The 25541-nt window shown below is 73.6% G+C and carries 25 protein-coding genes; 17 read left to right on the top strand and 8 right to left on the bottom strand.

All coding sequences use genetic code 11. From position 1 onward, the window contains the following. Window positions 1–45 precede the first annotated feature (45 nt). On the bottom strand, window positions 46–327 hold the full coding sequence (locus ACIQUQ_RS26960) for an HPr family phosphocarrier protein (protein ID WP_403980666.1): 282 nt from the start codon (window positions 325–327) through the stop codon (window positions 46–48). A 184-nt stretch (window positions 328–511) separates the two neighbouring features. Here ACIQUQ_RS26960 and ACIQUQ_RS26955 point away from each other — a divergent pair, with 184 nt between their 5' ends. The 4 genes from ACIQUQ_RS26955 to ACIQUQ_RS26940 all read left to right on the top strand — a co-directional run bounded on the left by ACIQUQ_RS26955 (window position 512) and on the right by ACIQUQ_RS26940 (window position 6102). After that, window positions 512–3532, top strand: a complete 3021-nt coding sequence (locus ACIQUQ_RS26955) for a GNAT family N-acetyltransferase (protein WP_403980663.1) — start codon at window positions 512–514, stop codon at window positions 3530–3532. 67 nt (window positions 3533–3599) lie between these two features. Further along, window positions 3600–4190, top strand: a complete 591-nt coding sequence (locus tag ACIQUQ_RS26950; RefSeq protein WP_403980661.1) for a DUF5998 family protein — start codon at window positions 3600–3602, stop codon at window positions 4188–4190. Then, entirely contained in the window at window positions 4190–5389 is a 1200-nt protein-coding gene (locus tag ACIQUQ_RS26945) for an alkaline phosphatase family protein (RefSeq protein ID WP_403980659.1), read from the top strand. The genes ACIQUQ_RS26950 and ACIQUQ_RS26945 overlap by 1 nt, the downstream gene beginning before the upstream one ends. A 62-nt stretch (window positions 5390–5451) precedes the next feature. Continuing rightward, window positions 5452–6102 (top strand): thymidine kinase, encoded by a 651-nt coding sequence (locus tag ACIQUQ_RS26940; protein WP_403980657.1) that lies wholly within the window; start codon window positions 5452–5454, stop codon window positions 6100–6102. A 110-nt stretch (window positions 6103–6212) separates the two neighbouring features. Here the strand turns inward: ACIQUQ_RS26940 and ACIQUQ_RS26935 are convergent, their stop codons facing one another. Beyond that, the gene (locus ACIQUQ_RS26935; RefSeq protein WP_403980655.1) at window positions 6213–7070 is read right to left on the bottom strand and encodes an arylamine N-acetyltransferase; all 858 of its coding nucleotides are present in this window, start codon (window positions 7068–7070) and stop codon (window positions 6213–6215) included. A gap of 481 nt (window positions 7071–7551) precedes the next feature. Here ACIQUQ_RS26935 and ACIQUQ_RS26930 point away from each other — a divergent pair, with 481 nt between their 5' ends. Continuing rightward, window positions 7552–8823, top strand: a complete 1272-nt coding sequence (locus tag ACIQUQ_RS26930) for an MFS transporter (protein WP_403980652.1) — start codon at window positions 7552–7554, stop codon at window positions 8821–8823. Between the two features lie 139 nt (window positions 8824–8962). After that, window positions 8963–9448, top strand: coding sequence for a cupin domain-containing protein (locus ACIQUQ_RS26925; RefSeq protein ID WP_399953315.1), 486 nt, complete (start codon window positions 8963–8965; stop codon window positions 9446–9448). Between the two features lie 88 nt (window positions 9449–9536). Here the strand turns inward: ACIQUQ_RS26925 and ACIQUQ_RS26920 are convergent, their stop codons facing one another. Beyond that, window positions 9537–10310, bottom strand: a complete 774-nt coding sequence (locus ACIQUQ_RS26920) for a VOC family protein (RefSeq protein WP_403980649.1) — start codon at window positions 10308–10310, stop codon at window positions 9537–9539. A 145-nt stretch (window positions 10311–10455) separates the two neighbouring features. Here ACIQUQ_RS26920 and ACIQUQ_RS26915 point away from each other — a divergent pair, with 145 nt between their 5' ends. Further along, window positions 10456–11292: a sulfurtransferase gene (locus ACIQUQ_RS26915; protein ID WP_403980646.1), complete on the top strand. Its 837-nt coding sequence runs from the start codon at window positions 10456–10458 to the stop codon at window positions 11290–11292. A gap of 103 nt (window positions 11293–11395) precedes the next feature. Here the strand turns inward: ACIQUQ_RS26915 and sepH are convergent, their stop codons facing one another. Further along, the gene (gene sepH / locus ACIQUQ_RS26910; protein WP_399953305.1) at window positions 11396–12418 is read right to left on the bottom strand and encodes a septation protein SepH; all 1023 of its coding nucleotides are present in this window, start codon (window positions 12416–12418) and stop codon (window positions 11396–11398) included. Between the two features lie 567 nt (window positions 12419–12985). Between sepH and ACIQUQ_RS26905 the strand changes: the two genes are divergently transcribed. Further along, window positions 12986–13975, top strand: a complete 990-nt coding sequence (locus tag ACIQUQ_RS26905; protein WP_403980644.1) for a hypothetical protein — start codon at window positions 12986–12988, stop codon at window positions 13973–13975. A gap of 19 nt (window positions 13976–13994) precedes the next feature. Here ACIQUQ_RS26905 and ACIQUQ_RS26900 read toward each other — a convergent pair whose 3' ends face one another. Beyond that, entirely contained in the window at window positions 13995–15332 is a 1338-nt protein-coding gene (locus ACIQUQ_RS26900) for a D-arabinono-1,4-lactone oxidase (protein ID WP_403980641.1), read from the bottom strand. Beyond that, window positions 15274–16533: an MFS transporter gene (locus tag ACIQUQ_RS26895; protein WP_403980639.1), complete on the bottom strand. Its 1260-nt coding sequence runs from the start codon at window positions 16531–16533 to the stop codon at window positions 15274–15276. Before ACIQUQ_RS26895 ends, ACIQUQ_RS26900 begins: the two co-directional genes overlap by 59 nt. Window positions 16534–16694: 161 nt before the next feature. On the opposite strand from ACIQUQ_RS26895, the gene ACIQUQ_RS26890 reads away from it, so the two are divergent. Next, a complete protein-coding gene (locus ACIQUQ_RS26890) occupies window positions 16695–17852 on the top strand; it encodes a ferrochelatase (protein ID WP_403980637.1) in 1158 nt (385 codons plus the stop codon). A 36-nt stretch (window positions 17853–17888) separates the two neighbouring features. Then, a complete protein-coding gene (locus ACIQUQ_RS26885) occupies window positions 17889–18692 on the top strand; it encodes an inositol monophosphatase family protein (RefSeq protein WP_403980634.1) in 804 nt (267 codons plus the stop codon). Window positions 18693–18869: 177 nt separating this feature from the next. Here ACIQUQ_RS26885 and ACIQUQ_RS26880 read toward each other — a convergent pair whose 3' ends face one another. Continuing rightward, a complete protein-coding gene (locus ACIQUQ_RS26880; RefSeq protein WP_399953285.1) occupies window positions 18870–19037 on the bottom strand; it encodes a hypothetical protein in 168 nt (55 codons plus the stop codon). A gap of 315 nt (window positions 19038–19352) precedes the next feature. On the opposite strand from ACIQUQ_RS26880, the gene ACIQUQ_RS26875 reads away from it, so the two are divergent. The 4 genes from ACIQUQ_RS26875 to ACIQUQ_RS26860 all read left to right on the top strand — a co-directional run bounded on the left by ACIQUQ_RS26875 (window position 19353) and on the right by ACIQUQ_RS26860 (window position 22853). Further along, window positions 19353–20006 carry a response regulator transcription factor gene (locus ACIQUQ_RS26875; RefSeq protein WP_030206113.1) on the top strand — a complete coding sequence of 218 codons (654 nt, stop codon included), beginning with the start codon at window positions 19353–19355 and terminating at the stop codon, window positions 20004–20006. Between the two features lie 5 nt (window positions 20007–20011). Then, on the top strand, window positions 20012–21256 hold the full coding sequence (locus ACIQUQ_RS26870) for a sensor histidine kinase (protein WP_403980631.1): 1245 nt from the start codon (window positions 20012–20014) through the stop codon (window positions 21254–21256). Between the two features lie 383 nt (window positions 21257–21639). Beyond that, window positions 21640–21936, top strand: coding sequence for a DUF4193 domain-containing protein (locus tag ACIQUQ_RS26865; RefSeq protein WP_399953278.1), 297 nt, complete (start codon window positions 21640–21642; stop codon window positions 21934–21936). An 8-nt stretch (window positions 21937–21944) separates the two neighbouring features. Next, a complete protein-coding gene (locus ACIQUQ_RS26860; protein WP_403980628.1) occupies window positions 21945–22853 on the top strand; it encodes a hypothetical protein in 909 nt (302 codons plus the stop codon). Window positions 22854–22869: 16 nt separating this feature from the next. On the opposite strand, the gene ACIQUQ_RS26855 is transcribed toward ACIQUQ_RS26860, so the two are convergent. Further along, complete coding sequence (locus tag ACIQUQ_RS26855; protein WP_403665339.1) at window positions 22870–23328, bottom strand: DUF3093 domain-containing protein; 459 nt, start codon at window positions 23326–23328, stop codon at window positions 22870–22872. 58 nt (window positions 23329–23386) lie between these two features. Between ACIQUQ_RS26855 and ACIQUQ_RS26850 the strand changes: the two genes are divergently transcribed. The 3 genes from ACIQUQ_RS26850 to ACIQUQ_RS26840 are packed head-to-tail and all read left to right on the top strand — an operon-like array spanning window position 23387 to window position 25285. Further along, window positions 23387–23971, top strand: coding sequence for a PaaI family thioesterase (locus ACIQUQ_RS26850; protein WP_403665337.1), 585 nt, complete (start codon window positions 23387–23389; stop codon window positions 23969–23971). Further along, window positions 23971–24504 (top strand): dUTP diphosphatase, encoded by a 534-nt coding sequence (gene dut, locus ACIQUQ_RS26845; RefSeq protein WP_403665335.1) that lies wholly within the window; start codon window positions 23971–23973, stop codon window positions 24502–24504. Before ACIQUQ_RS26850 ends, dut begins: the two co-directional genes overlap by 1 nt. 1 nt (window position 24505) lies before the next feature. Further along, a complete protein-coding gene (locus ACIQUQ_RS26840; RefSeq protein WP_403980626.1) occupies window positions 24506–25285 on the top strand; it encodes a DUF3710 domain-containing protein in 780 nt (259 codons plus the stop codon). Window positions 25286–25541 lie beyond the last annotated feature (256 nt).

The following is a 25541-nucleotide window of genomic DNA, read 5'->3' as shown; positions in this document are numbered from 1 at the left end:
GGAGCGGGGTACGGCTCATTCGGCGGCCGGAAACCGGCCGGAAGCTCAGACGGTCTCGGGAAGCTCTTCGAGGCCCTCCGCGACCAGCTTCGCCAGGCGGTCCAGGGCGGCGTCCGCGCCATCGGCCTCGGAGGCCAGGATGATCTCCTCGCCACCCTGCGCACCCAGGCCCAGCACGGCGAGCATGGAGCCGGCGTTGACGGGGGTGCCGTCGACCTTGGAGATGGTCACCGGGATACCGGAAGCGGTCGTCGCCCGGACGAAGATCGAGGCGGGACGAGCGTGCAGGCCCTCGGCCCAGCCGACGTTGACGCGGCGCTCTGCCATGGTGATGCCCTTCAGGTTCTACGGGTTGTCTAGACCACTATCTCACGACCGCCGGGCTGCATCCGACCGACCTTCGGCCCGGAGGAGCCTGCCGTTCGACCTCCCAGCTTGCCCTGGTTTGTCCCTCCTGCCCAACCCGCCGCGCGCGTAGGGTCCGCCGGGTCCCGGGCCGTACTCTTGGCCCATGCGGACGCCGTCGGATCCTTCGTACCCGGCCCACTGGGAAGCGGATGTCGTGCTGCGCGATGGCGGCACCGCCCGGATCAGGCCGATCACCACAGAGGACGCGGGCCGGCTGGTCAGCTTCTACGAGCAGGTCTCGGACCAGTCGAAGTACTACCGGTTCTTCGCGCCCTACCCGCGGCTGTCCGCCAAGGACGTGCACCGCTTCACCCATCACGACTACGTCGACCGGGTCGGCCTGGCCGCCACCGTGGGGGACGAGTTCATCGCGACCGTCCGCTACGACCGGATCGACGCCACCGGCCGCCCCGCCACCGGCCCCGCCGACGAGGCCGAGGTCGCCTTCCTGGTCCAGGACGCCCACCAGGGCCGCGGCGTCGCCTCCGCACTGCTCGAACACATCGGGGCGGTGGCGCGGGAGCGCGGCATCCGGCGCTTCGCCGCCGAGGTGCTGCCGGCCAACACCAAGATGATCAAGGTCTTCACGGACGCCGGGTACACCCAGAAGCGCAGCTTCGAGGACGGCTCCGTCCACCTCACCCTCGACCTCGAACCCACCGCCGAGTCCCTCGCCGTCCAGCGCGCCCGCGAGCAGCGCGCGGAGGCCCGCTCCGTGCAGCGGCTGCTCTCGCCGCGCTCCGTCGCGGTGATCGGCGTCAGCCGCACCGAGGGCGGCGTCGGCCGGGCCGCGCTGGGCAACCTCCTGGACTCCGGCTTCACCGGAACCGTCCACGCCGTCAACGCCGCCCTGCCGGACGGTACGGGCGGGACGCTGGCCGGCGTACCCGCGTACCGCTCCCTCGCGGGCCTCGACGGCCCGGTCGACCTCGCGGTCGTCGCCGTCCCCGCCGAACGCGTGCCCGAGGCGGTCGCGGACTGCGGCGAGCACGGCGTCCAGGGCCTGGTCGTCCTCTCCGCCGGGTACGCCGAGAGCGGCCCGGCGGGACTGGAGCGGCAGCGCGAACTCGTGCGCCAGGCGCGCTCGTACGGGATGCGGCTGATCGGACCCAACGCCTTCGGCGTCATCAACACCGACCCCGAGGTCCGGCTCAACGCCTCCCTCGCCCCCGGCTCGCCGGAGGCGGGCCGCATCGGCCTGTTCGCCCAGTCCGGCGCCATCGGCATCGCCCTGCTCGCCGGCCTGGTGCGGCGCGGCGCGGGGCTCTCCTCCTTCATCTCCGCGGGCAACCGTGCCGACGTCTCCGGCAACGACTTCCTCCAGTACTGGTACGAGGACCCCGCCACCGACGTGGCCCTGCTGTACCTCGAAACCCTGGGCAACCCGAGGAAGTTCACCCGCCTCGCGCGGCGGACCGCCGCCGTGAAGCCGGTGGTCGTCGCCAAGGGCGGCCGCCACAGCGGGGTCAGCCCGGCCGGCCACACCGTGCCCGAGACCCGGTTGCCGGACGCCACCGTCTCCGAACTGCTCCGGCAGGCCGGCGTGATCCGGGTGGACACGGTCACCGAACTCGTGGACGTCGGCCTGCTGCTGGCCGACCAGCCGCTGCCCGCCGGCCCGCGCGTGGCGATCCTCGGCAATTCCGAGTCCCTCGGCCTCCTCTCGTACGACGCCTGCCTCACCGAGCGGCTGCGCCCGCACGCCCCGCTCGACCTGACCACGGCCGCGGCGCCGGAGGACTTCCGCGCCGCCCTGGGCGCGGCGCTGCGGGACCCCGGGAACGACGCGGTGATCGTCACCGCCATCCCGTCCGTGGGGGAGAGCACCCTCACCGAGGACCTGGCCGAGGCGCTCCGGGCTGCCGCGGCGGAGGCCCCGGCGAAGCCGGTGGCCGTGGTCCACGTGGAACTGGGCGACCTGGCGGAGGCGCTCTCGACCGCGGCCTCGACGACGGCGGCGGCGGGAGGGGAGGCGGGGGCCGTCGCCGGCCTGCCGGCGACAGCCGGGACCGGCACGGCCGGACCGGCCGCGGGAGGCCCGGCGCCCGGGGCGCAGGCCGGCCCGGGCCCGGCGGCCACCGGAACGCAGGCGGCCGGCCGGGCCGCGGCGTCACCTGCCCCCGCCGGACCCGCTCACGCCGCCCCCTCCGCACCCGCACCCGCACGCACACCCGCCCACACCCCCGGCAACGCCGCCCCCAGCGCCGAGCCCGCCCGCCCGCCGCGCGGTCCCATCCCCGCCTACCCCTCCCCGGAGCGGGCGGTCCGGGCGCTCGCCGAGGCCGTCCGGTACGCCGAGTGGCGCTGCGGCACCGTGGTGTCCGGTCAGGTCCCCGAGTACGAGGACATCGACACCGCCGGGGCCGCCGCCCAGCTGGAGGCGCTGCTCGCCGGCACCGACGGCGACGCCGGGACCGCCCCCGCCGACGCGGACGCCGGGACCACCCTCGCCGACGCCGACGCCCACGCGCTGCTCGCCCGGTACGGGATCCGGGTGCTGCCCACGCTGCCCGCGCCCACCCCCGACGCCGCCGCCGGGGCCGCCGCCCGGCTCGGCTACCCCGTGGCCCTGAAGACCACCGCCCCGCACCTCAGGCACCGCGCCGACCTGGGCGGCGTACGCCTGGAGCTGGCCAACGAACAGGAGCTGCGCCGTGCCTACGGGGAGCTGACCGAGCTGCTCGGCAAGCCGGCCGAGCTGCTGCCCGTGGTCCAGGCGATGGTCCCGCGGGGCGTCGACACCGTGGTCCGGTCCGTCATCGACCCCGCGGTCGGCGCCGTCCTCTCCTTCGGCCTGGCCGGCGTGGCCTCCGAGCTGCTCGGCGACACCGCCCACCGCCTCGTGCCCGCCACCGACCGCGACGCCGCCGCGCTCGTCCGCTCCATCCGCACCGCGCCCCTGCTCTTCGGCTGGCGCGGCAGCGCGCCCGTGGACACCCCCGCCCTGGAGGAGCTGCTGCTGCGCGTCTCCCGGCTGGTCGACGAGCACCCCGAGGTCGCCGGCGTCTCCCTGGAGCCCGTGGTGGTCGCGACCGAGGGCCTCTCGGTGCTCAGCGCGCAGGTGCGGATCGCCCGCCCGCCGGTCAGGACCGACCTCGGGCCCCGCACGCTGCCGAGCTACTGACCGGCACTGCGGGGAGCGGCCGCACGGAGCGGCTTGGGCGCCTCCTGCGGGCCTTAGGATGGACCCCATGGCGAAATCCGGTACGACGACCCAGGGGCTGCGCGCGGCGATCGAGCGCAGCGGCTACTACCCGGCCCTCGTGGCCGAGGCCGTGGAGGCCGCGGTGGGCGGCGAGCCGATCTCGTCGTACCTGGTCCACCAGGAGACCACCTTCGACTCCAACGAGGTGCGGCGGCACGTCACCGTCCTGGTCCTGACCGGCAACCGCTTCATCGTGAGCCACACCGACGAGCAGGCCGCCGACGCGGGCTCCCCGTCCCCGTACGCGACCACCTCCACCGAGTCGGTCAAGATCAGCGCGATCTCCTCCGTGGTGGTCAGCCGCGTCGTGGCGAACCCCGAGTCCTACACGCCGGGCACCCTGCCCCGCGAGGTCGTCCTGACCATCGGCTGGGGCGCGGTCGCCCGCATCGACCTGGAGCCGGCCGCCTGCGGCGACCCGAACTGTGACTCCGACCACGGCTACACCGGCAACTCCACCGCCGACGACCTGAGCCTGCGCGTCAGCGAGGCGGGCGACGGCCCCGAGGCCGTGCGGCAGACGCTCGCCTTCGCGCAGGCCCTGTCCGAGGCCACGGCCGCCACCGGCGCCCGCTGATGGTGCACTCCGCCTGGCAGGAGCCCGAGCCGGTACTCCTCGACCTCGACGGCGCGCCCGTGCCCCAGTACGGGTCGGGCTCGCTCGCCGACCTGCTGCCCACGCTCGCGGCAGGCCAGGGCGTGCCCGGGCTGACGGCCACGATCACCGAGCTGACCCCGGCCGACCGGAACTGCGTGTTCCTGATAGACGGACTCGGCTGGGAGCAGATCAAGGCGCACCCGGACGAGGCCCCGTACCTCACCTCGCTCCTCGGCAGCTCGCGCGGCGGCACCGGCCGCCCGCTCACCGCCGGCTTCCCGGCGACCACCGCCACCTCGCTGGCCTCGGTCGGTACGGGCCTGCCGCCGGCCCGGCACGGCCTGCCCGGCTACGCCGCCCGCAACCCCGCAACCGGCGAGCTGATGAACCAGCTGCGCTGGCGGCCCTGGACCCCGCCCGCCGTCTGGCAGCCGTACCCGACGGTCTTCCGCATGGCGCACGAGGCCGGGGTGGCGACGGCCCAGGTGTCGTCCCCCGACTTCGCCCAGACGCCGCTGACCAAGGTCGCGCTGAGCGGCGGCACCTTCCACGGCCGGATCACCGGCGAGGAGCGGATGGACCTCGCGGCCGAGCTGCTCGGCGCCGGGGACCGCTCGCTGGTCTACACGTACTACAGCGAGCTGGACGGCGCCGGCCACCGGCAGGGCGTCGACTCGGACGCCTGGCGCGGCCAGCTCATGTACGTGGACCGGCTGGTCCAGCGGCTGGCGGAGCAGCTCCCGGCGCGGTCGGCGCTGTACGTCACGGCCGACCACGGCATGGTGGACATCCCGTTCGACGAGGAGTCCCGCTACGACTTCGACGAGGACTGGGAGCTGAGCGCGGGCGTCGCGCTGCTGGGCGGCGAGGGCCGGGCGCGGCACGTGTACGCCGTACCGGGCGCGGAGGCCGACGTCCTCACGGTCTGGCGCGAGGTGCTCGGGGACCGCTTCTGGGTGGCGAGCCGCGAGGAGGCCCTGGCCCTCGGCTGGTTCGGGGCGCCGGGGGAGTGCGACGAGCGCGTGCTGGGCCGGATCGGCGACGTGATCGCCGCCGCCCGGGACGACGTCGCGATCATCGCCTCCCGCACCGAGGTCAACGAGTCCGCCCTGACCGGCATGCACGGCTCGATGACCCCGGCGGAGCAGTTCGTGCCGCTCCTCGAAGTCCGCACCTGACGCCTGCCGCCCGACGCCGCCGCCCCTCTCCCCGACCCGACCCGAAAGGTCAGCGCTTCCCCATGCCCGAGCTGGTGTTCTTCTCCGGAACGATGGACTGCGGAAAGAGCACCCTCGCTCTCCAGATCACGCACAACCGCTCGGCCCGGGGCCTGGTCGGCGTGATCTTCACGCGGCAGGACCGCGCCGGCGAGGGCAAGCTCTCCTCGCGCCTCGGTCTGGTGACGGACGCGGTCGAGGTCACCGACTCGATGGACGTGTACGCGTACCTGGTCAGGGAGCTCTCGGCGGGCGGCAAGGCCGACTACGTGATCGTGGACGAGGCGCAGTTCCTGACGCCGGACCAGATCGACCAGCTGGCCCGGATCGTGGACGACCTGGACATGGACGTCTTCGCCTTCGGCATCACCACCGACTTCCGCACCAAGCTCTTCCCGGGCTCGCAGCGCCTGATCGAACTGGCCGACCGCATCGAGCAGCTCCAGGTCGAGGCCCTGTGCTGGTGCGGCGCCCGCGCCACGCACAACGCCCGCACGGTGGGCGGGGTGATGGTGGTCGAGGGCGAACAGGTCGTCGTCGGCGACGTGAACCGCCCCGCGGAGGAGATCGGCTACGAGGTCCTCTGCCGCCGCCACCACCGCCGCCACATGACCAGCGCCGCGGCCCACGCCGGCTCCCTCTCCCCGGACGTCCTCCCGGTCCCCTCCGGCTGATCCGCCGGTACCGGAACTCCTCCGGTCCGGTACCACGTCCAAGCGGGCGGTCCTGGACGGTCCCGGGCGGCGCGTGTCGGGGGTTTCGGGGTGCGCCGCCCGGGCGGCTGTCAGGCCGCGGCCGGGTAGAGGTCGCGGAGCAGCTTCGACTCGTCCTCGGTCAGCGCGATGCGGAACGTCTCGCGCAGGGTGTCGACGAGTTCGTCGGCGGACAGCCTGACGGTCTCCTTGCGGCCGTCCGGGAACGTCCGCACCAGCTCCTGGTTGCGCAGGCTGTAGCGCACGTGCGCCTCGGGCCGCTGCGCGACGAGCTGGCCCACGAAGGGCGAGCGCGGGTGCGTGGAGGAGTAGTAGTTCGCCACCTGGAAGTCGATGGCGTGCTGCCGCTCCAGGCGGACCGCCCACACGTCGAACCAGCCGTCGGCGTGCTCGCTGCGCAGGATCCAGTCGTCGCCCTCCTGGTCCAGGCGCCAGGTCCAGTCGCCCGCCGTCATGAGACCGCCGGCCTCGAAGGGCACCGGCTCGAGCGGGCCCTCGTCGCCGAAGCCGACGTCCGCGATCCAGCGCCGCCCGTCCGCCTCGACCAGCAGGACGGTGTGGGAGCGCCAGCGGACCGGCGCGTTCCCGCGGCGTACGCGCGACAGCAGCCGGGAGACCGGGAAGCCGAGGCGCTCCAGGACGGCGGCGAACAGCAGGTTGTTCTCGTAGCAGTAGCCGCCGTGGCCCTCGCCGACCATCTTCCGCTGGATCGCGTCGATGTCGATGTCGATGGCGCCGCCGAGCGCCAGGGCGACGTTCTCGAAGGAGAACGTGGCGAGGTGGGCGCGGTGCAGGGCGCGGAGCGTGGCCGCGTCCGCGGTGCGCGGACCGTCGTAGCCGACGCGGGCCAGGTACGCGTCCAGGTCGAGCTTCTCGGCGCCCCAGTCCGGCTCGGTGCCGGGCTGCGCGGGTAGTGCGTCAATCTGCATGGTCATCTCCCGGTGTGGTGGGGTACGGGGCCCGCGCGCGGATCGTGCTCGCGTGCGCACCCAGCGGCCATGCTCCGGCAGTCGTCCGGCGGGCCGGGATCCGATTCCGGGAGTTTGTCAGGACTGCGGTCACTTGCTGCCCGATGCCCGGTCCGGGGGCCCTCGGAGCCTTCGTCCCCGGACCTACCGAGCCTTCGTCCCGGGGCCCTCGGAGCCTTCGTCCCCGGGCCCACCGAGCCTCCGTCCCGGGGCTCACGGAGCCTTGGTCCCGGGGCGGACGGGCCTCGCCGGTGCCTCCGCGGCGGCCGGCCCGAGGACCTGACGGACCCGCGCCCGCCCCTTTGACCCTGCCCGAGCCCGCTCCGCAACCTTCAGAAAGGTTGGCCGGCGGGCTGTGATCCGTCGCTGCGAAGAGAACGCCAACCGCGAGCGTGCCCAGGTACGTTCCCCGGCCCTGGCCGCACAAAGGAGAGTATTTCTGATGTCGAACACATCGGCCTCGGACAGCGAAACAGCAGCGGTCCGCACCACCGGAACAGCGGCGTCGAAACCGGCGGTCGGCCTCACGGCCGAGGAGCGCGCCGAGCAGTTCCCCTTCGCCACGACCCTGGCGGTCCTCGCCCTCGCCGCCGTCGTCGTCGTCAGCCAGGGCTACGTGGCGATCCCGCTCATGCCGGACTTCGGCGAGGCGTGGGGCGTGTCGCAGGGTTCCGCGGCGTGGGCGACCACGGCGTTCTCCGCCGCCTACGCGTGCGCCTCGCTGGCGAGCGGCTTCCTCGCCGACCGGTACGGCCGTCGCAACGTCGTCGTCGCGAGCATCGCGGTCATGGCCGTGATGACGGCGCTCGTGCCGCTCGCGTCCGATCTCGTGACCGGTTCCCTCCTGCGGGCCCTGCAGGGCTCGATGGCCGGTGTGTTCACGCCGGTGGTGTACATCTACCTGAGCGACCGGGTCCCGACGCGCCGCCTCGCACTGGCCCTCACCGTGGTGTCCTGCGCACTGGGCGTCGCGCTGTGCGTCGGCCAGGTCATGGCGCAGATCCTGGGGTCCTCGCTCGGCTGGCAGTCCGTGTTCTGGCTGGTGGCGCCGCTGCTGGCGGTCGTGGCTGCGGTGGCCTGGAAGGTCCTGCTGCCGGACGAGGCCAAGGACCTGCCGCCGCGCGGGGCCAAGGGGCCCTCCCCCGTCGCCGGCGTGCTGCGGAACGGCTCGATCGTCGCGCTCTTCGTGGCCTCCCTGGGCGTCCTGGGCAGCCTCACCGCGATCTACACCGGTGTGCAGCTCTACGGGCCGGCGGAGGTGGTCGGGAACCACGACACCATGCTGGCCCTCCGCGCCAGCGCCCTCCCCGCCATGGTCGGTGCCGTCTTCCTCGCGCCGGTCATGGGACGCCTGTCCGCACTCACCCGGACGGTCATCGGCTTCTCCGTCGGCGCCGTCGGACTGCTCGCGGCCGCCCTGTACGCCGATTCCGTGATCGGCCTGGGCGTCTCGCTCTTCGTCTACGTGCTGGCGATCTCCACCGTCAGCCCGGCCCTCGTCCAGGCCGTCGGCACCAGCGCCGGGCCCGCCCGGGCCACCGCCACCGCGATCTACAGCTTCATCCTCAACGGCGGAGTCGCGCTGGGTGCCCAGATCCCGCAGGGCATGCCGGGGCTGTCCAGCCTGGCGCTGCTCCTCGCGGCCGCCCTGGTGGTCGGCATCGGGCTCGTCGGCCTCGCCGCCCGGTCCGCCCGCCGCCACGCGACCGCGTGACGGAGTCCCCCGGCAGGGAGAGGAGGTGGTGGCCCATTGAGCCCGTGAACCGTCAGCACCACCGGACGTGACGCCCCTTCACCGGGCGCCGTCCCACGCGAAGGCCACACAGAAGAACTTTCCACAGAGGGAGAGAGCAGTGACCACTCAGGAACAGTCGGCTCCGGAACTCATCCACGTCGCCCAGGGCGAGGGCGACACCCGGTGGGTATTCCGTGACCACTACACCTTCAAGGCGGAGAAGCAGGACACCGGCGGCGCGTTCGGCCTGCTGGAGGTCGTGCTGCACCCCGGTTCCGGCGCCCCGCCGCACACCCACCACGGCGAGGACGAGGCCTTCTACCTCCTCGAGGGCAGCCTGGAACTCCGCTGGGAGGGCCGCGTCGAGACGGCCGGGCCGGGCTCGTTCGTCTTCCTGCCGCGCGGCAAGGCCCACACGTACAGCGTCCTCGGCGACACCCCGGTGAAGATGCTCGCCTGGTACACGCCCGGCGGCACCGAGGGCTACTTCAAGAAGCTCGGCATCTCGGCGGCCAACGGCGTGCCGCGCCCGCCGGCCGAGCAGTTCGAGATCGACGCCAAGGACGCCAGCGTGGTGGCCCTGGAGTTCGACGTCATCCGCTAGTCCGGTCCACCGCCCGGGCACGCGACGTCCGGACGTGACGATCCGACGGCCGTGGCCGGTCCCCGGGGACCGGCCACGGCCGCCGTCGTCAGCGCTCCGTGCGGATGATCGTGAAGACCGCGCCCTCGGGGTCCGCGACCGTGGCCAGGCGGCCGCTCGCGCCCTCGCGCGGCGGCTGGATCACGTGGCCGCCGAGGTCCACGACCTGCCGGGCCGCCCCGTCGGGGTCCGCCACCTCGAAGTACGTCATCCAGTGGGCCCCCCGGTCGTGCGGCAGGGCCCGGCCCACGCCGTGCACCGCGCAGACGGGGCGGCCCTCCAGGTGCAGGGTGACGTAGTCGAAGTCCGCCGACACCAGTGCCTCCAGCTCGTGCCCGAAGACGCTCTGGTAGAACTTCGCCACCGTCGAGGTCTCCTGGGTCACCAGCTCGTTCCACACCGGCGTGCCGGGCACCCCGGTCAGGCGCGAGCCGACGTGCGCGGAGGCCTGCCAGATGCCGAAGACCGCGCCCACCGGGTCCGAGCAGATCGCCATCCGCCCCGCGTGGTCCGCGTCCAGCGGCCCCACCGCCACCGTGCCGCCGCAGCTGCGGATCAGCTCGGCCGTCGTGTCCGCGTCGTCCGTGGCCAGGTACGGGGTCCAGGCGGTCGGCAGGTGCCGGTCGGGCGGCAACTGCCCGATGCCCGCGACCTCCTTGCCGTCCAGCCGCGCCCGCACGTACGGGCCCAGCTGCCCGGGACCGGGCACGTACTCCCAGCCGAAGAGGGAGCTGTAGAACTCCTGGGTCGTGGTGAGGCCGTGCACCATCAGGCTGACCCAGCACGGGGTGCCGGGGGAGCGCCGCAACGCCTGCTCGGTCATGGAGACGATGGTGGCACTCCCCGCTCCGCCGCGCGCCCCGGCCGCGCCGCCTTTCCGGCCCGCGGGACAGAGATGTCCGAATCGATGCGCCCGGGTGATTTCGTGCCTGTTACGCCAGGCGTGGCGGCTGGAGGAGGATGTGCCCATGAACCCGATCATTTCCGCTTCCGAGCTCCTGGCCGCGACGGCCGGCCCCGTGCCGCCCGTGCTGCTCGACGTCCGCTGGCAGCTGGGCGGCCCCGACCTGCGGGCCGAGTACGAGGCCGGGCACGTCCCGGGCGCGGTCTACGTCGACCTCGACCGCGAACTGGCAGGTCCGCCCGGTGCCGGCGGCCGCCACCCGCTGCCGGACCCCGAGGCCTTCGGAGCCGTGATGCGCCGCGCCGGTGTGGGCCCGGAGACCCCGGTGGTCGTGTACGACGGGGGCCTGGGCTGGGCCGCGGCGCGCGCCTGGTGGCTGCTGCGCTGGACGGGGCACGAGGACGTCCGTGTGCTGGACGGGGGACTGGGTGCGTGGGTGGCCGCGGGCGGTGCCCTGTCGGCCGAGATCCCGTCGCCGGCCGAGGGTGATTTCAAGCCAAGTCCGGGTGCCGTGGGTCTGCTGGACGCCGAGGGCGCCGCGGAAACGGCCCGCGCAGGTGTGCTGCTCGACGCCCGGGCGGGTGAGCGGTACCGGGGCGACGTCGAGCCCATCGACCCCGTCGGCGGTCACATCCCGGGCGCGCTGTCGGCGCCGACCGCGGAGAACGTGGGGGGCGACCGGCGCTTCCTGCCCGCGCCGGAGCTCGCGGCGCGCTTCTCGGCGCTCGGAGCGGACGGGGCGCGCCCGGTGGGCGTGTACTGCGGGTCCGGGGTGTCCGGCGCCCACGAGGTGCTGGCCCTGGCCGTGGCGGGGGTGCCGGCGGCGCTGTACGCCGGCAGCTGGTCGGAGTGGTGCTCCGACCCGTCCCGCCCGGTGGCCACGGGTCCGGACCCGCAGTAGGCGCGCGGGAGGCCGTGCACGCGTACGGGCCCGGTGCCGCTCCACACGCGGTACCGGGCCCGTACGCCCTGCCTTGCGGCCGCGCAGGCGGCTCCGGCTGCTCCTACTCCTGCTTCTTGCGGCGCGTGCCGAAGACGATCTCGTCCCAGCTCGGCACGGCCGCGCGGCGGCCGGGACGGACGCCGTCCGCCTCCGCCTGCCGGTCGGTCGTCCCGATCAGCCGCTCCCGGTGGCCCGCCACCGAACGCGGCATGAGCACGTCCGCGTACGCCGCACCGGCCCCGGCCGACGCGGCGGGGGCCGCCGTGGCCGCCTCCTCCGCCTCGGTCTCGGACTCCTCGGGCTGCGTGGTCCGCTCCGGTACGACGAGGTCGCCCCGGAAGCTCGGGACGGCCTCCAGCAGGCTGGTCAGCGAGTCCCGCTCCTCCTCCGGTTCCGGAGCCGGCGCGGGGGCCCGCTCCAGCTGCCGGTCCAGGGCGCGGTCCAGCGGCCGGTCCCGCGGCAGCCGCGCGATCCGCGGCACGAACGGGAAGCTCGGCTCCGGCGCCGGAAGGTCGTCGGCCTCGCCGATGAGGGAGCGCGCCTCGTCGTCGACGGCCTGGACGAGCCGCCGGGGCGGGTCGTACGTCCAGCTCGCCGAGTGCGGCTCGCCCGCCACCCGGTAGACCAGCAGGACCTCCCAGGTGCCGTCGTCGCGGCGCCAGGAGTCCCACTGGACGGAGTCCTTCTCGGCCCCGCGCAGCAGCAGCCGCTCCTGCACGGCGTCGCCCAGCTGGGGTCCCGTGTTCTCGCCGGGCCGGCGCACGGGAGTCTTGCGGGCGCGCTCGGCCATGAAGGCGCGCTCGGCGAGCACGGGTCCCTCGAAGCGGCGTACCCGGTCGACGGAGATGCCGGCGAGTTGTGCGACCTCCTCCGCGGAGGCACCGGCACGTATCCGCGCCTGGATGTCGCGGGGGCGGAGGTGGCTCTCCACCTCGATCTCGATCTGGCCGAGCCGGGCCCGGTCGTTGCGCACGGCCGCGCGCAGCCGCTCGTCGATCGGAAGGGTGTACTCCGTGCCGTCCGCAGCCTTGAGCACCAGTCGTGTGCCGTCATTCGAGACGGCCACGACACGCAGTTCGGGCATGGGGACCTCCCGGGTGGTGCCTGCCGACGTCACGTGCGTCGCTGCTTCCGCTAGTCGAGTGTGGCCTGCCCGGGTGCAGCCTGCCACAACCTTGCCGAGTTAAACCGGCGTGTCGGGCATGCGCCCTTGATCGCCGTTATGGCACGGTTACCTGTTCGCCACTCAAAGTGACGACGTGGTCACTCTGTGCAGCGGGGCACCGTACGAACCCACGGCTTCGCCGGTTGCGAGCGCCGTTTCTCCGAAGACCGGCCCCCTCTCCCGAGTCCGGGCATCCGAAAGGAAGCGCGGTCCCAGGGCTCGCCACAGTACTCCATTCGGGCCACCTGGGTGGACCGCCGCGCCGCCGAACTTGTCCCACGGCAGGGGAGTTGGGGCGCGGGATTCCTTACGCGGGCCTGACGAACGGGCGTTTTCTGGTGTCTTGATTCACAGAATCCCTCTCGGTGGAACTATCCGCTTCGCCCACATGTCAGTAACTGCTGTAAGTGGAGTGGTCGGTGACGGCAGAGGCTGGGGATGGGTCGGAAAACGGACACCGCGTCGGCTGGGACGACGGCGACGGGAGTGACGGAGCGGCAGGCGCGCGACGCGGAAGCGGACGGCACGGACGCGGGCGGCGCGGAGCAGAAGCGGCTCGACCTGAGCGTCGCCCAGGTCGCGGGCAGCTCCCTCGCCACCATCGCCGCCGCCTACCTCGCGTCCAAGATGGGCGTCTACGGGACCATCCTGGGCGCCGGCGTCGTCAGCGTCGTCGCCACCGCGGGCGGACCGGTCATCCAGCACCTCTTCAAGCGCACCGGCGAGACCCTCCGGGAGACCGGCGAGGCCGCCCGCCCCAGGGCCCGGCAGGTGCCGGTGGCGGAACCCCGGCCGGGGGCCGTGGTACCGGAGGCGGACGGCGACGCGCGCACCCGCCTGATGCCGGCCGCCGACCCGGCGGGGGCGCCGCCCCGCCACGACCGGACCATGGTGCTCGGCGCGGTGGAACCGCCGGACGCCACGCGGGCCGTGGACGCCGTACCGCCCGGGCCGGGGCCCTCGCCGGGCCCGCCGGCGGACTTCGGCACGGCCACCACGCACGGCACCCGGGTGCGCGGCTGGAAGGCCAAGGCGGTCGCGGCGGCACTGGTCTTCGGGGTCTCGATGGGCGGCATAGCCGCGTACGAGCTGGTCTCCGGCAACACCTCCGCCTTCGGCGGCGTCACCACCGGCGGTACGCAGTCCCGGCAGCACCGCACCACCCCGGAGGACGAGCCCTCGGGGAACGGGCGGGAGGAGCCGGGGACCACGCACTCCGGGACACCGGCGCCCGACCCGTCGGGGCCGGGCAGCGCCACTCCCGACCCGAGCGGGACGCCGACGCCGTCGCACTCCGCGGACCCGACCCCGGAGCCCACCCCGCCGACGCCCACGCCCACTCCGCCGGAGCCCACCCCGACCCCGAGCCCGGAGAAGCCGACGGGATCGGGGAGCGGCCCGGGCTCCGGGACCGGCACGGCCGACGGCGGCACGGCCCCGACCGCGGCCGCGGACGCGCAGGACGGCGGGAACTAGCGCCCGCCGCGGGCGGACCTCAGTCGCCCAGCACCCGGCGCAGGTAGTCGTTGCCGAACACCCGGTCCGGGTCGAGCCGGTCCCGCAGTGCGGTGAACTCGCCGAACCGCGGGTAGACCTCGGAGAAGTACGCCGCGTCCCGGGTGTGCACCTTGCCCCAGTGCGGACGGCCCCCGTGCGCGGTGAAGATGCGCTCGGCCGCGGTGAAGTACGCCTGGTACGGCGTGCCCTTGTACATGTGGACCGCGATGTAGGCCGTCTCGCGCCCGGACGCCGTCGACAGCGCGATGTCGTCGGCCGGAGCCGTGCGCACCTCCACCGGGAAGCTGATCCGCAGGTCCGAGGCGTCGACCATGGCCCGCAGTTCGCGCAGCGCCCCGACGACGGCCTCGCGCGGCAGGGCGTACTCCATCTCCACGAACCGCACCCGGCGCGGGCTGGTGAACACCTTGTACGGGATGTCCGTGTAGGTCCGGGCGGACAGCGCCCGGCTGGCGATGCGGGCGATCGACGGGATCGTCGACGGCGCCGCCCGGCCGAGCGAACAGGCCGCCTGGAAGACGCCGTTGGAGAGCAGCTCGTCCTCGATCCAGCCGCTCACCGGGCCGTTGGGGGCGGCGGGCCCCGCGCTGCGGTTGTTCCGCTTGGTGTTGCAGTTGCCGGTGTGCGGGAACCAGTAGAACTCGAAGTGCTCGTTCTCGGCCCAGTGCTGGTCGAACTCGTCCGTGACCCGCTCGAAGGGCATGGGCTCCTCGCGCGCGGTGAGCAGGAAGAGCGGCTCCACGGCGAAGGTGATCGAGGTGACGATGCCCAGCGCGCCGATGCCGACCCGGGCGGCCGCGAAGACCTCCGGGTTCTCCTTCTCCGAGCAGGTCAGCAGCTCACCGTCGGCCGTGACCAGGTCCAGGGACCGGATCTGGGCGGCTATGGAGGCGGAGTCGCGGCCGGTGCCGTGGGTCCCGGTGCTCGTGGCGCCGGAGACCGTCTGCTCCATGATGTCGCCCATGTTGGTGAGCGACAGGCCCTCCTGGGCGAGGGCCGCGTTCAGGTCCTTCAGGGCCGTGCCGGCCGCGACCGTCACCGTGCCCGCCTCGCGGTCGATGCGCCGGATGCCGGCCAGGGCCTGGGGGCGCACCAGCACCCCGTCCGTGGCAGCCGCCGAGGTGAAGGAGTGGCCGGTGCCGACCGCCTTCACCTTCAGCCCGTCGGCCGCGGCGCGGCGCACGGCCTCCCGGACCTCCTCGACGGTGCGGGGCGCGACCACCCGCGCGGGCCGCGCGGTGACGTTGCCGGCCCAGTTACGCCACGTGCCGGGCGTCGTCGCGCCGGCCGTCCTCGTGCTGCTCTGCGTGCCCATCGGGTCCCTCCCCTAGCGCAGGCCTCGTCAGCCTGCGGTAACCCGCGAACGCGACCGCCGCCGCGGCGGCCCCTGCCGAGATCGACACCACGAACGCGCTCCGCGCCCCGGCCGCGTCGATCACCCAGCCGGCCACGGAGGACCCGAGCGCGACGCCGACGGCCAGGCCCGTACCCACCCAGGTCATGCCTTCGGTCAGCTTCGCGCGCGGTACGTGCGTCTCGATCAGGGCCATCGTGGTGACCATCGTGGGAGCGATGGCGAGGCCCGCGACAAAGAGCGCCACGGCCAGAAACGGAAGGTTCCCGGCCAGTAGGAGGGGGATCATACTCACGGCCATCGCACAGATGCCCAGGACCCAGGTCCTTTCCTTGCGGCCCTTCAGGCGGACCAGGCCGAACAGCAGTCCGGCGATGCAGGACCCCAGCGCCCAGACCGCGAGGACCACGCTGGCCGCCGCCTGACTGCCGCGCTCCTCCGCGAAGGCCACCGTCACCACGTCCACCGAGCCGAAGATCGCGCCCGTCGCCACGAAGGTCGCCACCAGCACCTGGAGACCGGGGGCGCGGAGCGCGGAGCTCCGGTCGGCGCCCGGCTCGCGCGGGTGCGGGACGGGCTCCGTGGCGCGCTGGGCGGTCAGCCAGAACAGGCCGATCAGCAGCGAGACCGTCGCGATCAGGGGCCCGGCCTCGGGGAACCAGACGGTGGACAGTCCGATGGAGGCGATCGGGCCGACGATGAAGCAGACCTCGTCCATCACGGACTCGAAGGAGTACGCGGTGTGCAGCTGGTCCGGCGAGTCCCGGTAGAGCGCCGCCCAGCGGGCCCGGAGCATCGCGCCCGCGCTCGGCACCGCGCCGGCGCACGCGGTGAAGGCGAACAGCACCCAGTCGGGCGCCCCTTCCCGCGCGGAGACGAGCAGTCCCGACACGGCGGCCACGGATATGAGCGCGGCCGGGCGCAGCACCCGCCGCTGGCCGTACTGGTCCACCAGCCGGGAGACCTGCGGGCCGAGCACGGCGGCGGACAGCGCCAGGGTGGCCGTGAGGGCTCCCGCCAGGCCGTAGCGGCCGGTGAGCTGGGAGATCATCGTGACGATGCCGATGCCGAGCATCGAGAGGGGCAACCGCCCGAAGAATCCGGCAACCGTGAACGCCCGGGTGCCGGGCGCCGCGAAGATCGCGCGGTAGGGACTGGGCAAGGGGGCCCTCCGTAAGGGACGTAGATGGCCCGTACAGGTTACGTGCGCCGGGTACGGGGCGGCAGGGGGTTTCCCGGGGGAAAGAAGTTAGGTGAACCTTACCTGCGGTCCCGTGGCGGGCCGGTTACCGGGTGTCCGAGCCGGGTGGCAGGATTCGGGACATGCCAGACCAGCTCGCGACTCCCGAAACCACCGCCGACGCCCGCCCGTACGACGCCCTCCTGCTGCTCTCCTTCGGCGGCCCCGAGGGCCCCGACGACGTGGTCCCGTTCCTGGAGAACGTCACCCGGGGCCGGGGCATCCCGCGCGAGCGCCTCAAAGAGGTCGGGCAGCACTACTTCGGCTTCGGCGGGGTCAGCCCCATCAACGACCAGAACCGCCGCCTGCTGGACGCCCTGCGCAAGGACTTCGCGGAGCACGGCCTGGACCTCCCGGTCTACTGGGGCAACCGCAACTGGGCCCCGTACCTCACCGACACCCTGCGCGAGATGGTCCGCGACGGCCGCCGCCGCATCGCCGTCCTGGCCACCAGCGCGTACGCCTCGTACTCCGGCTGCCGGCAGTACCGCGAGAACCTGGCCGACTCGCTCGCCGTCCTCGCCGGGGAGGGCCTGGAGCTGCCGCGCGTCGACAAGCTGCGGCACTACTTCAACCACCCCGGCTTCGTCGAGCCCATGATCGACGGCGTGGTCGCCTCCCTCGCGGAGCTGCCCGAGGACGTCCGGGACTCCGCCCGCCTCGTCTTCACCACCCACTCCATCCCCACCGCCGCGGCCGACGCCTCGGGCCCGGCCGGGGAGCACACCGAGCACGGCGAGGGCGGCGCGTACGTCCGGCAGCACCTGGACGTCGCCGAGGTGATCGCGGACGCCGTGGCCGTCGAGACCGGCGTCGCGCACCCCTGGGACCTCGTCTACCAGTCCCGCAGTGGCGCCCCGCACATCCCGTGGCTGGAGCCGGACGTCTGCGACCACCTGGAGGCCCTGCACGGTTCCGGGACCCCGGCGGCCGTGATGGTCCCCATCGGCTTCGTCTCCGACCACATGGAGGTCATGTACGACCTCGACACCGAGGCCACCGCCAAGGCCGCGGAACTGGGCCTGCCGGTGGCCCGCTCGGCCACGGTCGGCGACGACCCCCGCTTCGCGGCCGCCGTGCGCGACCTCGTGCTGGAGCGGGCCGCCGTCGAGCGCGGCGAGGAGGCCGAGCGCTGCTGGGTCGGCATGCTGGGGGCCAGCCACGACCTGTGCGCCGTGGGCTGCTGCCCGGCCCGGGCGCCCCGCCCGGCCGCCGCCGGCGAGGACAGCCCGTACGCCTGACGCCACCGCACCCGCCCGCCCGCCGAGAGGAGATCCATGACCGACCCGCTCAACGCCGAACTGCTCGGCATCGCCCTGGAGGCCGCCCGGCAGGCCGGAGAGCTGCTGCGCGACGGCCGCCCCGCCGACCTCGGGGTGGCCGCCACCAAGTCCAGTCCGATCGACGTCGTCACCGAGATGGACATCGCCGCCGAGAAGCTGATCACCGGCTACCTCGGCGCCCACCGGCCCGACGACGGCGTCCTCGGCGAGGAGGGCGCCAGCAGCCCGGGCACGAGCGGGGTGCGCTGGATCGTCGACCCGCTCGACGGCACCGTGAACTACCTCTACGGGCTGCCGTCCTGGGCGGTCTCCATCGCCGCCGAGTACCACGGCGAGACCGTGGTCGGCGTGGTGGCCGTGCCGATGCGCGGCGAGACGTACCACGCGGTGCTGGGCGGCGGAGCCTGGCTGGCCGGCGGCGGGCCGCTGCGCTGCCGGGCAGCCGCGCCCCTGGACCAGGCCCTGGTCGCCACCGGCTTCAACTACGTGCAGACCGTCCGTGCCCACCAGGCGGACGTCGCCCAGCGGCTGGTCCCGCAGGTCCGGGACATCCGGCGGAGCGGCTCGGCCGCCGTGGACCTGTGCGACGTCGCGGCCGGCCGGCTCGACGGCTACTACGAGCGCGGGCTGCACCCGTGGGACCTGGCCGCCGGCGACCTGATCGCCCGGGAGGCCGGCGCGCTCACCGGCGGACGGCCCGGACAGCCCCCGTCGGGCGAGCTGGCGGTGGCGGCCACCCCGGCCGTCTTCGAGCCCCTCCAGAGCCTCCTGGACGAGGCGGGGGCCTGGCACGACTGACCGCCCGCCCGGCGGCGCATCCCGCAGCCCGGGGCCATGCGCACACACGCACGGGGGCCCCGGTACCGTCCCGCGGTACCGGGGCCCCCGTGTCGTGCGTCGTGACGGTTCGAGCGGCTACGAAGGTTCCGGACGGACCGGAATCGCCTCGGACGCCTCTCGTGCGGCCGGTGCGCGCTATGCGGCGCTGACCCGCACGCCGTGCTCGGCGGCGAGGCGGTGCAGGTCGTCCAGCTCGGCCTGCTCGACTTCCGCGAGGAAGTCGTCGCCCGTCTCGCGCGCCTGCGTGAGGTCGGACTCCGTGGTCTTGATGCGCTGCAGAAGACCTGCGGTGAATGCGTCCATGGTGCGCCCCCTCTTCGTGGGTCGGGGTCGGTGGCACGGGGGTGCCGGGGGTTCGGTCGCCCGGCACGGGGGTGCCGGGGGGCCCATCGCCGGTCACCAGGACGCGTGGGTCTGCCACGGCCGGGTGATCGAGGGTGTGACCCCCTCCTCCCCGCCCCCCGGAACGCAGAAACCTCGGAAGGCGCGGGAATCCTCGCCTCCGGCCCCCGCGGGAGGCCGCCCCGTGACGCCTTACAGCCGGTTTACCGGAGAAAAGGGCAGGATGGACGCGCAACAGACGCTGCCCCCCACGGGCCCATGAGGAAGGAAATCGACGTGCGCGTACTCGTCGTCGAGGACGAGCAGCTGCTCGCCGATGCGGTGGCCACCGGACTGCGCCGGGAGGCCATGGCCGTGGACGTCGTGTACGACGGCGCGGCCGCTCTGGAGCGCGTCGGCGTGAACGACTACGACGTGGTCGTCCTCGACCGAGACCTCCCTCTGGTCCACGGCGACGACGTCTGCCGCAAGATCGTCGAGCTGGGCATGCCCACCCGGGTCCTGATGCTGACCGCGTCTGGCGACGTCAGCGACCGCGTGGAGGGCCTGGAGCTGGGGGCGGACGACTACCTCCCCAAGCCGTTCGCCTTCAGCGAGCTGACGGCCCGGGTGCGGGCGCTGGGCCGGCGTACGACCGTCGCGCTGCCCCCCGTCCTGGAGCGCGCGGGCATCAAGCTCGACCCCAACCGCCGCGAGGTGTTCCGGGACGGCCGCGAGGTGCAGCTCGCGCCCAAGGAGTTCGCGGTGCTGGAGGTCCTCATGCGCAGCGAGGGCACCGTCGTCTCGGCCGAGCAGCTGCTGGAGAAGGCATGGGACGAGAACACCGACCCCTTCACCAACGTGGTGCGCGTGACGGTCATGACCCTGCGCCGCAAGCTGGGCGAGCCGCCGGTCATCGTGACCGTGCCGGGCTCCGGATACCGGATCTGACGGCGGTGGCATCGACCCCCGCGCCGCCACCGGCGCCCCCGAAGCCCACCTGGGACCCCGGCCAGCCCGAGGGTCCCTTCCCTTGGCTCAGACCGACCATCCGGATACGCCTGACGCTGCTCTACGGCGGCATGTTCCTGATCGCCGGGATCCTGCTGCTGTCGATCATCTACCTGCTCGCCGCCCAGGCGGTGCACGGGGGCAGCTTCCCGCCGTTCAAGATCGTCGGCGGGCAGAAGATCGAGGTCACCAGCGCGACCTGCCCCGGGGTGGGCGGCGACCAGACGATCGACCAGTTCAACCAGGCCATCTCGGCCTGCATGGACCAGCAGAAGAAGCAGGTCCTGGACGACCTGCTGAGCCGCTCCCTGATGGCGCTGCTGGGCCTGAGCATCATCGCCTTCGCCTTCGGCTACGCGATGGCCGGCCGGGTCCTCTCGCCCCTGGGCAAGATCACCCGTACCGCCCGGCGCGTGGTCGGCTCCGACCTCTCCCGGCGGATCGAGCTGGACGGGCCGGACGACGAGCTCAAGGAGCTCGCCGACACCTTCGACGAGATGCTGGACCGGCTGGAGCGGGCCTTCACGGCCCAGCAGAGGTTCGTCGGGAACGCCTCCCACGAGCTGCGCACCCCGCTGGCGATCAACCGCACGCTGCTGGAGGTGCACCTCTCGGACCCCGGGGCGCCCGTGGAGCTCCAGCAGCTGGGCAAGACGCTGCTGGCCACCAACGAGCGCAGTGAGCAGCTCGTGGAGGGCCTGCTGCTGCTCGCCCGCAGCGAGAACCAGATCGTCGAGCGCAAGCCCGTGGACCTGGCCGAGGTCGCCTCGCGCGCCATCGACCAGGCGCGCGCCGAGGCCGACGCCAAGGGCGTGGAGATCCGCGGCGAGCGCGCCCTGGCCGTCGTCCAGGGCAACGGCGTGCTGCTGGAGCGGATCGCCCTGAACCTGGTGCAGAACGCCGTCCGGTACAACGTGCCGGAGGGCGGCTGGGTCGAGGTGACCACCGAGATCCAGCACGGCCAGGCGGTGCTGGTGGTGTCGAACACGGGTCCCGTGGTTCCCGCATACGAGATCGACAACCTCTTCGAACCGTTCCGGCGGCTGCGCACCGAGCGGACCGGCAGCGACAAGGGCGTCGGGCTGGGTCTTTCCATCGCCCGCTCGGTCGCCCGGGCGCACGGCGGACGGATCGTCGCGGAGCCCCGGGAGGGCGGTGGCCTGGTGATGCGTGTCACGCTACCCATCTAGCATCCGGACATGATTTCGCCCTGAGCGAAATCAAGCACGGTCGCGAGAGGTCGATTTCTGTGTGATCGATCACATTGTGCCGTGCCGGGTCCTGTACGTTCAGTGACCCTCTGGGGTGCCGGAAAGCCCGGGAAAGTCCGGGTTTCCGGCCCCCCGAATGGCGGGAAATACACGGGGTGGCACCGATGCGGCGCGACCGTCGGACCGTGTACGGTCCCGCTCGACATCCCCGCCGATCGCTCCTTCAGGCGTGCGGCTGGGTGTCGATTGAGTAACAGACCTTGATGTGAGGCAAAATCTCCGCCTCAGGTCGGGCACAAGTCCGGCCTCTCGCGCGTTACGTGCGCTGAGACACCGCTAACACCCAGAGGGGGAGAGCGACTATGGCAACGGACTACGACACCCCACGCAAGACCGACGACGACGTCGACAACGACAGCCTGGAAGAGCTGAAGGCCCGGCGCAGCGACAAGCAGAGCTCGTCCATCGAGATGGACGACTTCGAGGCCGCCGAGGGCATGGAGCTGCCGGGCGCCGACCTCTCCAACGAGGAGCTGGCCGTCCGGGTGCTGCCCAAGCAGGCGGACGAGTTCACCTGCATGAGCTGCTTCCTCGTCCACCACCGCAGCCAGCTGGCACGCGAGAAGAACGGCCAGCCGATCTGCCGCGACTGCGACTGACAGCCGCCGTGGCAGGCTCGACGCCGTCCCGGAAGCGCCGCTTCCGGAGGCAGCAGGGTTCAGCGGAGGCGTACGGGAGCGGCACGGGTCCGGAGACGGGCCACGATGCCGGCGACGTACCCTCCGCCACGCCGCCCGCCGTCACGGAGGGCACCGAGGGGCCCCGGGCCGCGGCCGGGGCTCGCCTGCGCGCCGCCGTCAGGGACGGCGTACGCAAGGGCGGAGAAGGTGCCCTCACGGGCGCCCGCACGGTCATCTCGTACCTCGCCGACCGGGTCGTCGAGATCGCCCCGCGCGTGCGGGTGCGGGACCTGGAGACCCTGCGCGCGCAGTTCCCCGGACTCGACCCCGACCAGCTGGCCGACAAGCTGATCGCGGGAGCCTGCAACGCCACGTCCACGGTCGGCGCGAGCATCGGGGCGGCGGCCATGCTGCCGGTGCCGCCCGCCATGCCGACCGAGCTGGCCGCCGAGATCACCGGCGTCGCCGCCATCGAGCTGAAGCTCGTCGCGGAGCTCCACGAGGTCTACGGCCGCCGCCCGCCCGGCGGGCTCAGGGAGCGCAGCATGGCCTACCTCGGCGCCTGGACCGAGGAACGCGGCATCGACGTCACCAAGCCCACGACGATCAACGCGGCGCTCGGCGGGCAGATGAAGCGCGAACTGCGCCAGCAGATCATGAAGCGGATGGTCCGGAACCTCCCGAACCTGATGCCCTTCATGATCGGCGCCGCGGTCGGCGCCGCGATGAACCGGCGCGACACCAGGAAGCTCGCCGAGAAGGTACGCGGCGACCTGCGGGCCAACGCCGTCCCCTGGGCCCTGCTCAAGCAGCTCCCGCCCCTGGAGGAACCGGCGCACCCCCTGCCGCTGCCCGGGCACAACACCCACGCCCTGGAGCCCGGCCCCGGCGAGTGAGCCCCGCCCGCGGGACTCAGGCGCCCCGCGCCGCCCGCAGGGCAGCGGCCAGGGCCTCCGGCTCGCGCGTGGACACGTACACGTACGGGGTCGGGTCGGCCGGGTCGGTGACCGGCACCCGCAGCGCCGTCGGGACGTAGCTGCGCATCAGCATGAACGCCCGCGGATCGGCCTTGTGCGTCCGCCAGGCCCGCGCCTCCGCCGCGTCCAGCACCTCCGGCTCACCGAGGGCCGTCACCGGGATCCGCGCTTCGCCCGCGGCCAGCGAGCCGCCCACCACGCGCACGCGCGCGGAGCCGTACGAACTCACGAGCACCCCCGCCAGCGCCGTGCCGCCGACCAGCCCGGCCACCATCGGCAGCAGGCCCAGCGGCAGCATGATCAGCGCACCCGAGACGCCGACGAGGGCGGTGATCGCCCACCAGGAGCGGGGGGCGGTGAGGCGTTCGTCGTGGTGTGCGGGGGAGAGCTGCATGACCCCAAGCTTGGCACGGGGCGACCGGCGGGTAGCCGCGCGGGTAAGGTCTGCGCCTGTGAGTGGACGAAACACAGCCTTGACGCCCCCTGCCGACGCCGTGGCGCCGGTGCGGCACCCCGACGCCCCGGCCCCCGGTGAGCTCCTCGGTGCGCACTACGACCACTGTTTCGGCTGTGGCGGGGGTCAGCCGCACGGCCTCCACCTGGAGGCGCGGGCCGGCGAGGGCGTCAGCGTCACCGCGGAGTTCACGGTCAAGCCGGCGCACCAGGGCGCCCCCGGCCTCGCGCACGGCGGCGTGCTGGCCACGGCCCTCGACGAGACGCTCGGCTCGCTGAACTGGCTGCTGCGCGTCATCGCGGTGACCGGCCGGCTGGAGACCGACTTCGTGCGCCCCGTCCCGGTCGACACCGTCCTCCACCTGGAGGCCGAGGTGACGGCCGTGGCCGGGCGGAAGATCTACTCCACCGCCGTGGGCCGGATAGGCGGCCCGGAGGGCCCGGTCGCGGTCCGCGCCGACGCCCTCTTCATCGAGGTCAAGGTCGACCACTTCATCGAGAACGGTCGGCCCGAGGAGATCCAGGCGGCGATGGCCGACCCGGACCAGGTCAGGCGCGCCCGCGCCTTCGAGGTGAACCCCTGATGTCCTTCAACCACGCACCCCTCGACGTGCTGATCAAGCGCGTCGACCCGGAGGTGCCCCTGCCCGCCTACGGCCACCCCGGCGACGCGGGCTGCGACCTCGTCACCACGGAGGCCGCGGAGCTGGCCCCCGGCGAGCGCACCGTACTCCCCACCGGGGTGTCCATCGCGCTGCCCGACGGGTACGCCGCCTTCGTGCACCCGCGTTCGGGACTCGCGGCCCGCTGCGGGCTCGCGCTCGTGAATGCCCCGGGGACGGTGGATGCCGGGTACCGTGGGGAGATCAAGGTGATTGTGGTCAACCTCGACCCCCGTGAAAGCGTGCGGTTCGAGCGGTTCGACCGCATTGCCCAACTGGTCGTCCAGCGGGTCGAGAAGGTGCGCTTCCACGAGGTGGCGGAACTTCCCGGTTCGGCACGTGCCGAGGGGGGATTCGGATCGACCGGCGGTCACGCGGCCGTGTCCGGATCCGGCGCTGGGCAGCAGGGTGGGAATGGCTACGCTTCGGTCGTATCCGACCGGGAAGGACAGTGACGTGTTCGGACGTCGCAAGAAGAGCAGCGCCGCCGAGAGTGTGGCGGGCGAGGCCGAGCAGGTCGTCGACGGCGTCGAGCAGGACGCCGATGAGCTCGCCGGGCTCGCCGCGGGCGAGCAGCGCAGGGTGAACCTGCCGCCGGCCCCGCGGCCCGACGGCCCGTGGGACATCTCCGAGGTCGGCGCGCCCGGCGAGGGCCGCGTGGACCTGGGCGGCATCTTCGTGCCCGGTGTCGAGGGCATGGAGCTGCGTGTGGAGGTCGCCGGGGACGCGATCGTCGCCGCGACCGTGGTGCTGCGCGACAGCGCGATCCAGCTGCAGGCGTTCGCCGCCCCCAAGAAGGAGGGCATCTGGGGCGAGGTCCGCGAGGAGATCGCCTCGGGCATCACCCAGCAGGGCGGTCTCATCGACGAGGTCGAGGGCCCGCTGGGCTGGGAGCTGCGCGCGCAGGTCCCCGTACAGCTGCCGGACGGCACCGGCGGCGTCCAGCTGGTGCGGTTCGTCGGTGTCGACGGCCCCCGCTGGTTCCTGCGCGGTGTCATCTCCGGCCAGGGCGCGGTGCAGCCCGAGGCCGCCGGTCTGCTGGAGCAGATCTTCCGTGACACCGTCGTGGTGCGCGGCGAGGGCCCGATGGCCCCGCGCGACCCGATCGTCCTCAAGCTGCCGAACGACGCGCAGATGGTGCCGGACGGCGTGCAGACCGACGACCAGGAGGGCTCCCGCTTCTCCGGCGGCATGGGCCAGCTGGAGCGCGGCCCGGAGATCACCGAGGTCCGCTAGCAGCCCCGGTCCCCCGCTCGGCGCCGACGGGCCCTCAGGGGCCCGCCGGAGGCGCCGTAGGGGCACTTTCACGCCGATGGGCCGTACCCCCGCTCCGGGGGTGCGGCCCATCGGCGTACCCGGGAACGGCCGTCCGGCGTCAGGAAGTCGTCAAGGGCGCGGCCGCCGCCGTATGGAGGGCGTCAACGGCGGCCCTGACGCCGCAGAACCGGGGTTTCCTCGGATGGTCCGAAAAGCGACTTCCCCCGGCGGCGCC

Source organism: Streptomyces sp. NPDC101118, from assembly GCF_044759445.1.
GTDB lineage: Bacteria > Actinomycetota > Actinomycetes > Streptomycetales > Streptomycetaceae > Streptomyces.
This window is presented reverse-complemented; position numbering and strand designations above follow the sequence as displayed.

Bases quoted from the DNA above. Each gene is read 5' to 3' on its own strand.
- dut (WP_403665335.1), top strand. From the start codon at position 23,971: ATGTCCTTCAACCACGCACCCCTCGACGTGCTGATCAAGCGCGTCGAC.
- ACIQUQ_RS26865 (WP_399953278.1), top strand. From the start codon at position 21,640: ATGGCAACGGACTACGACACCCCACGCAAGACCGACGACGACGTCGAC.
- ACIQUQ_RS26920 (WP_403980649.1), bottom strand. From the start codon at position 10,310: ATGACCGAGCAGGCGTTGCGGCGCTCCCCCGGCACCCCGTGCTGGGTC.
- ACIQUQ_RS26940 (WP_403980657.1), top strand. From the start codon at position 5,452: ATGCCCGAGCTGGTGTTCTTCTCCGGAACGATGGACTGCGGAAAGAGC.
- ACIQUQ_RS26855 (WP_403665339.1), bottom strand. From the start codon at position 23,328: ATGCAGCTCTCCCCCGCACACCACGACGAACGCCTCACCGCCCCCCGC.
- ACIQUQ_RS26915 (WP_403980646.1), top strand. From the start codon at position 10,456: ATGAACCCGATCATTTCCGCTTCCGAGCTCCTGGCCGCGACGGCCGGC.
- sepH (WP_399953305.1), bottom strand. From the start codon at position 12,418: ATGCCCGAACTGCGTGTCGTGGCCGTCTCGAATGACGGCACACGACTG.
- ACIQUQ_RS26930 (WP_403980652.1), top strand. From the start codon at position 7,552: ATGTCGAACACATCGGCCTCGGACAGCGAAACAGCAGCGGTCCGCACC.
- ACIQUQ_RS26935 (WP_403980655.1), bottom strand. From the start codon at position 7,070: ATGCAGATTGACGCACTACCCGCGCAGCCCGGCACCGAGCCGGACTGG.
- ACIQUQ_RS26950 (WP_403980661.1), top strand. From the start codon at position 3,600: ATGGCGAAATCCGGTACGACGACCCAGGGGCTGCGCGCGGCGATCGAG.
- ACIQUQ_RS26955 (WP_403980663.1), top strand. From the start codon at position 512: ATGCGGACGCCGTCGGATCCTTCGTACCCGGCCCACTGGGAAGCGGAT.
- ACIQUQ_RS26960 (WP_403980666.1), bottom strand. From the start codon at position 327: ATGGCAGAGCGCCGCGTCAACGTCGGCTGGGCCGAGGGCCTGCACGCT.
- ACIQUQ_RS26945 (WP_403980659.1), top strand. From the start codon at position 4,190: ATGGTGCACTCCGCCTGGCAGGAGCCCGAGCCGGTACTCCTCGACCTC.
- ACIQUQ_RS26880 (WP_399953285.1), bottom strand. From the start codon at position 19,037: ATGGACGCATTCACCGCAGGTCTTCTGCAGCGCATCAAGACCACGGAG.
- ACIQUQ_RS26890 (WP_403980637.1), top strand. From the start codon at position 16,695: ATGCCAGACCAGCTCGCGACTCCCGAAACCACCGCCGACGCCCGCCCG.
- ACIQUQ_RS26900 (WP_403980641.1), bottom strand. From the start codon at position 15,332: ATGGGCACGCAGAGCAGCACGAGGACGGCCGGCGCGACGACGCCCGGC.
- ACIQUQ_RS26885 (WP_403980634.1), top strand. From the start codon at position 17,889: ATGACCGACCCGCTCAACGCCGAACTGCTCGGCATCGCCCTGGAGGCC.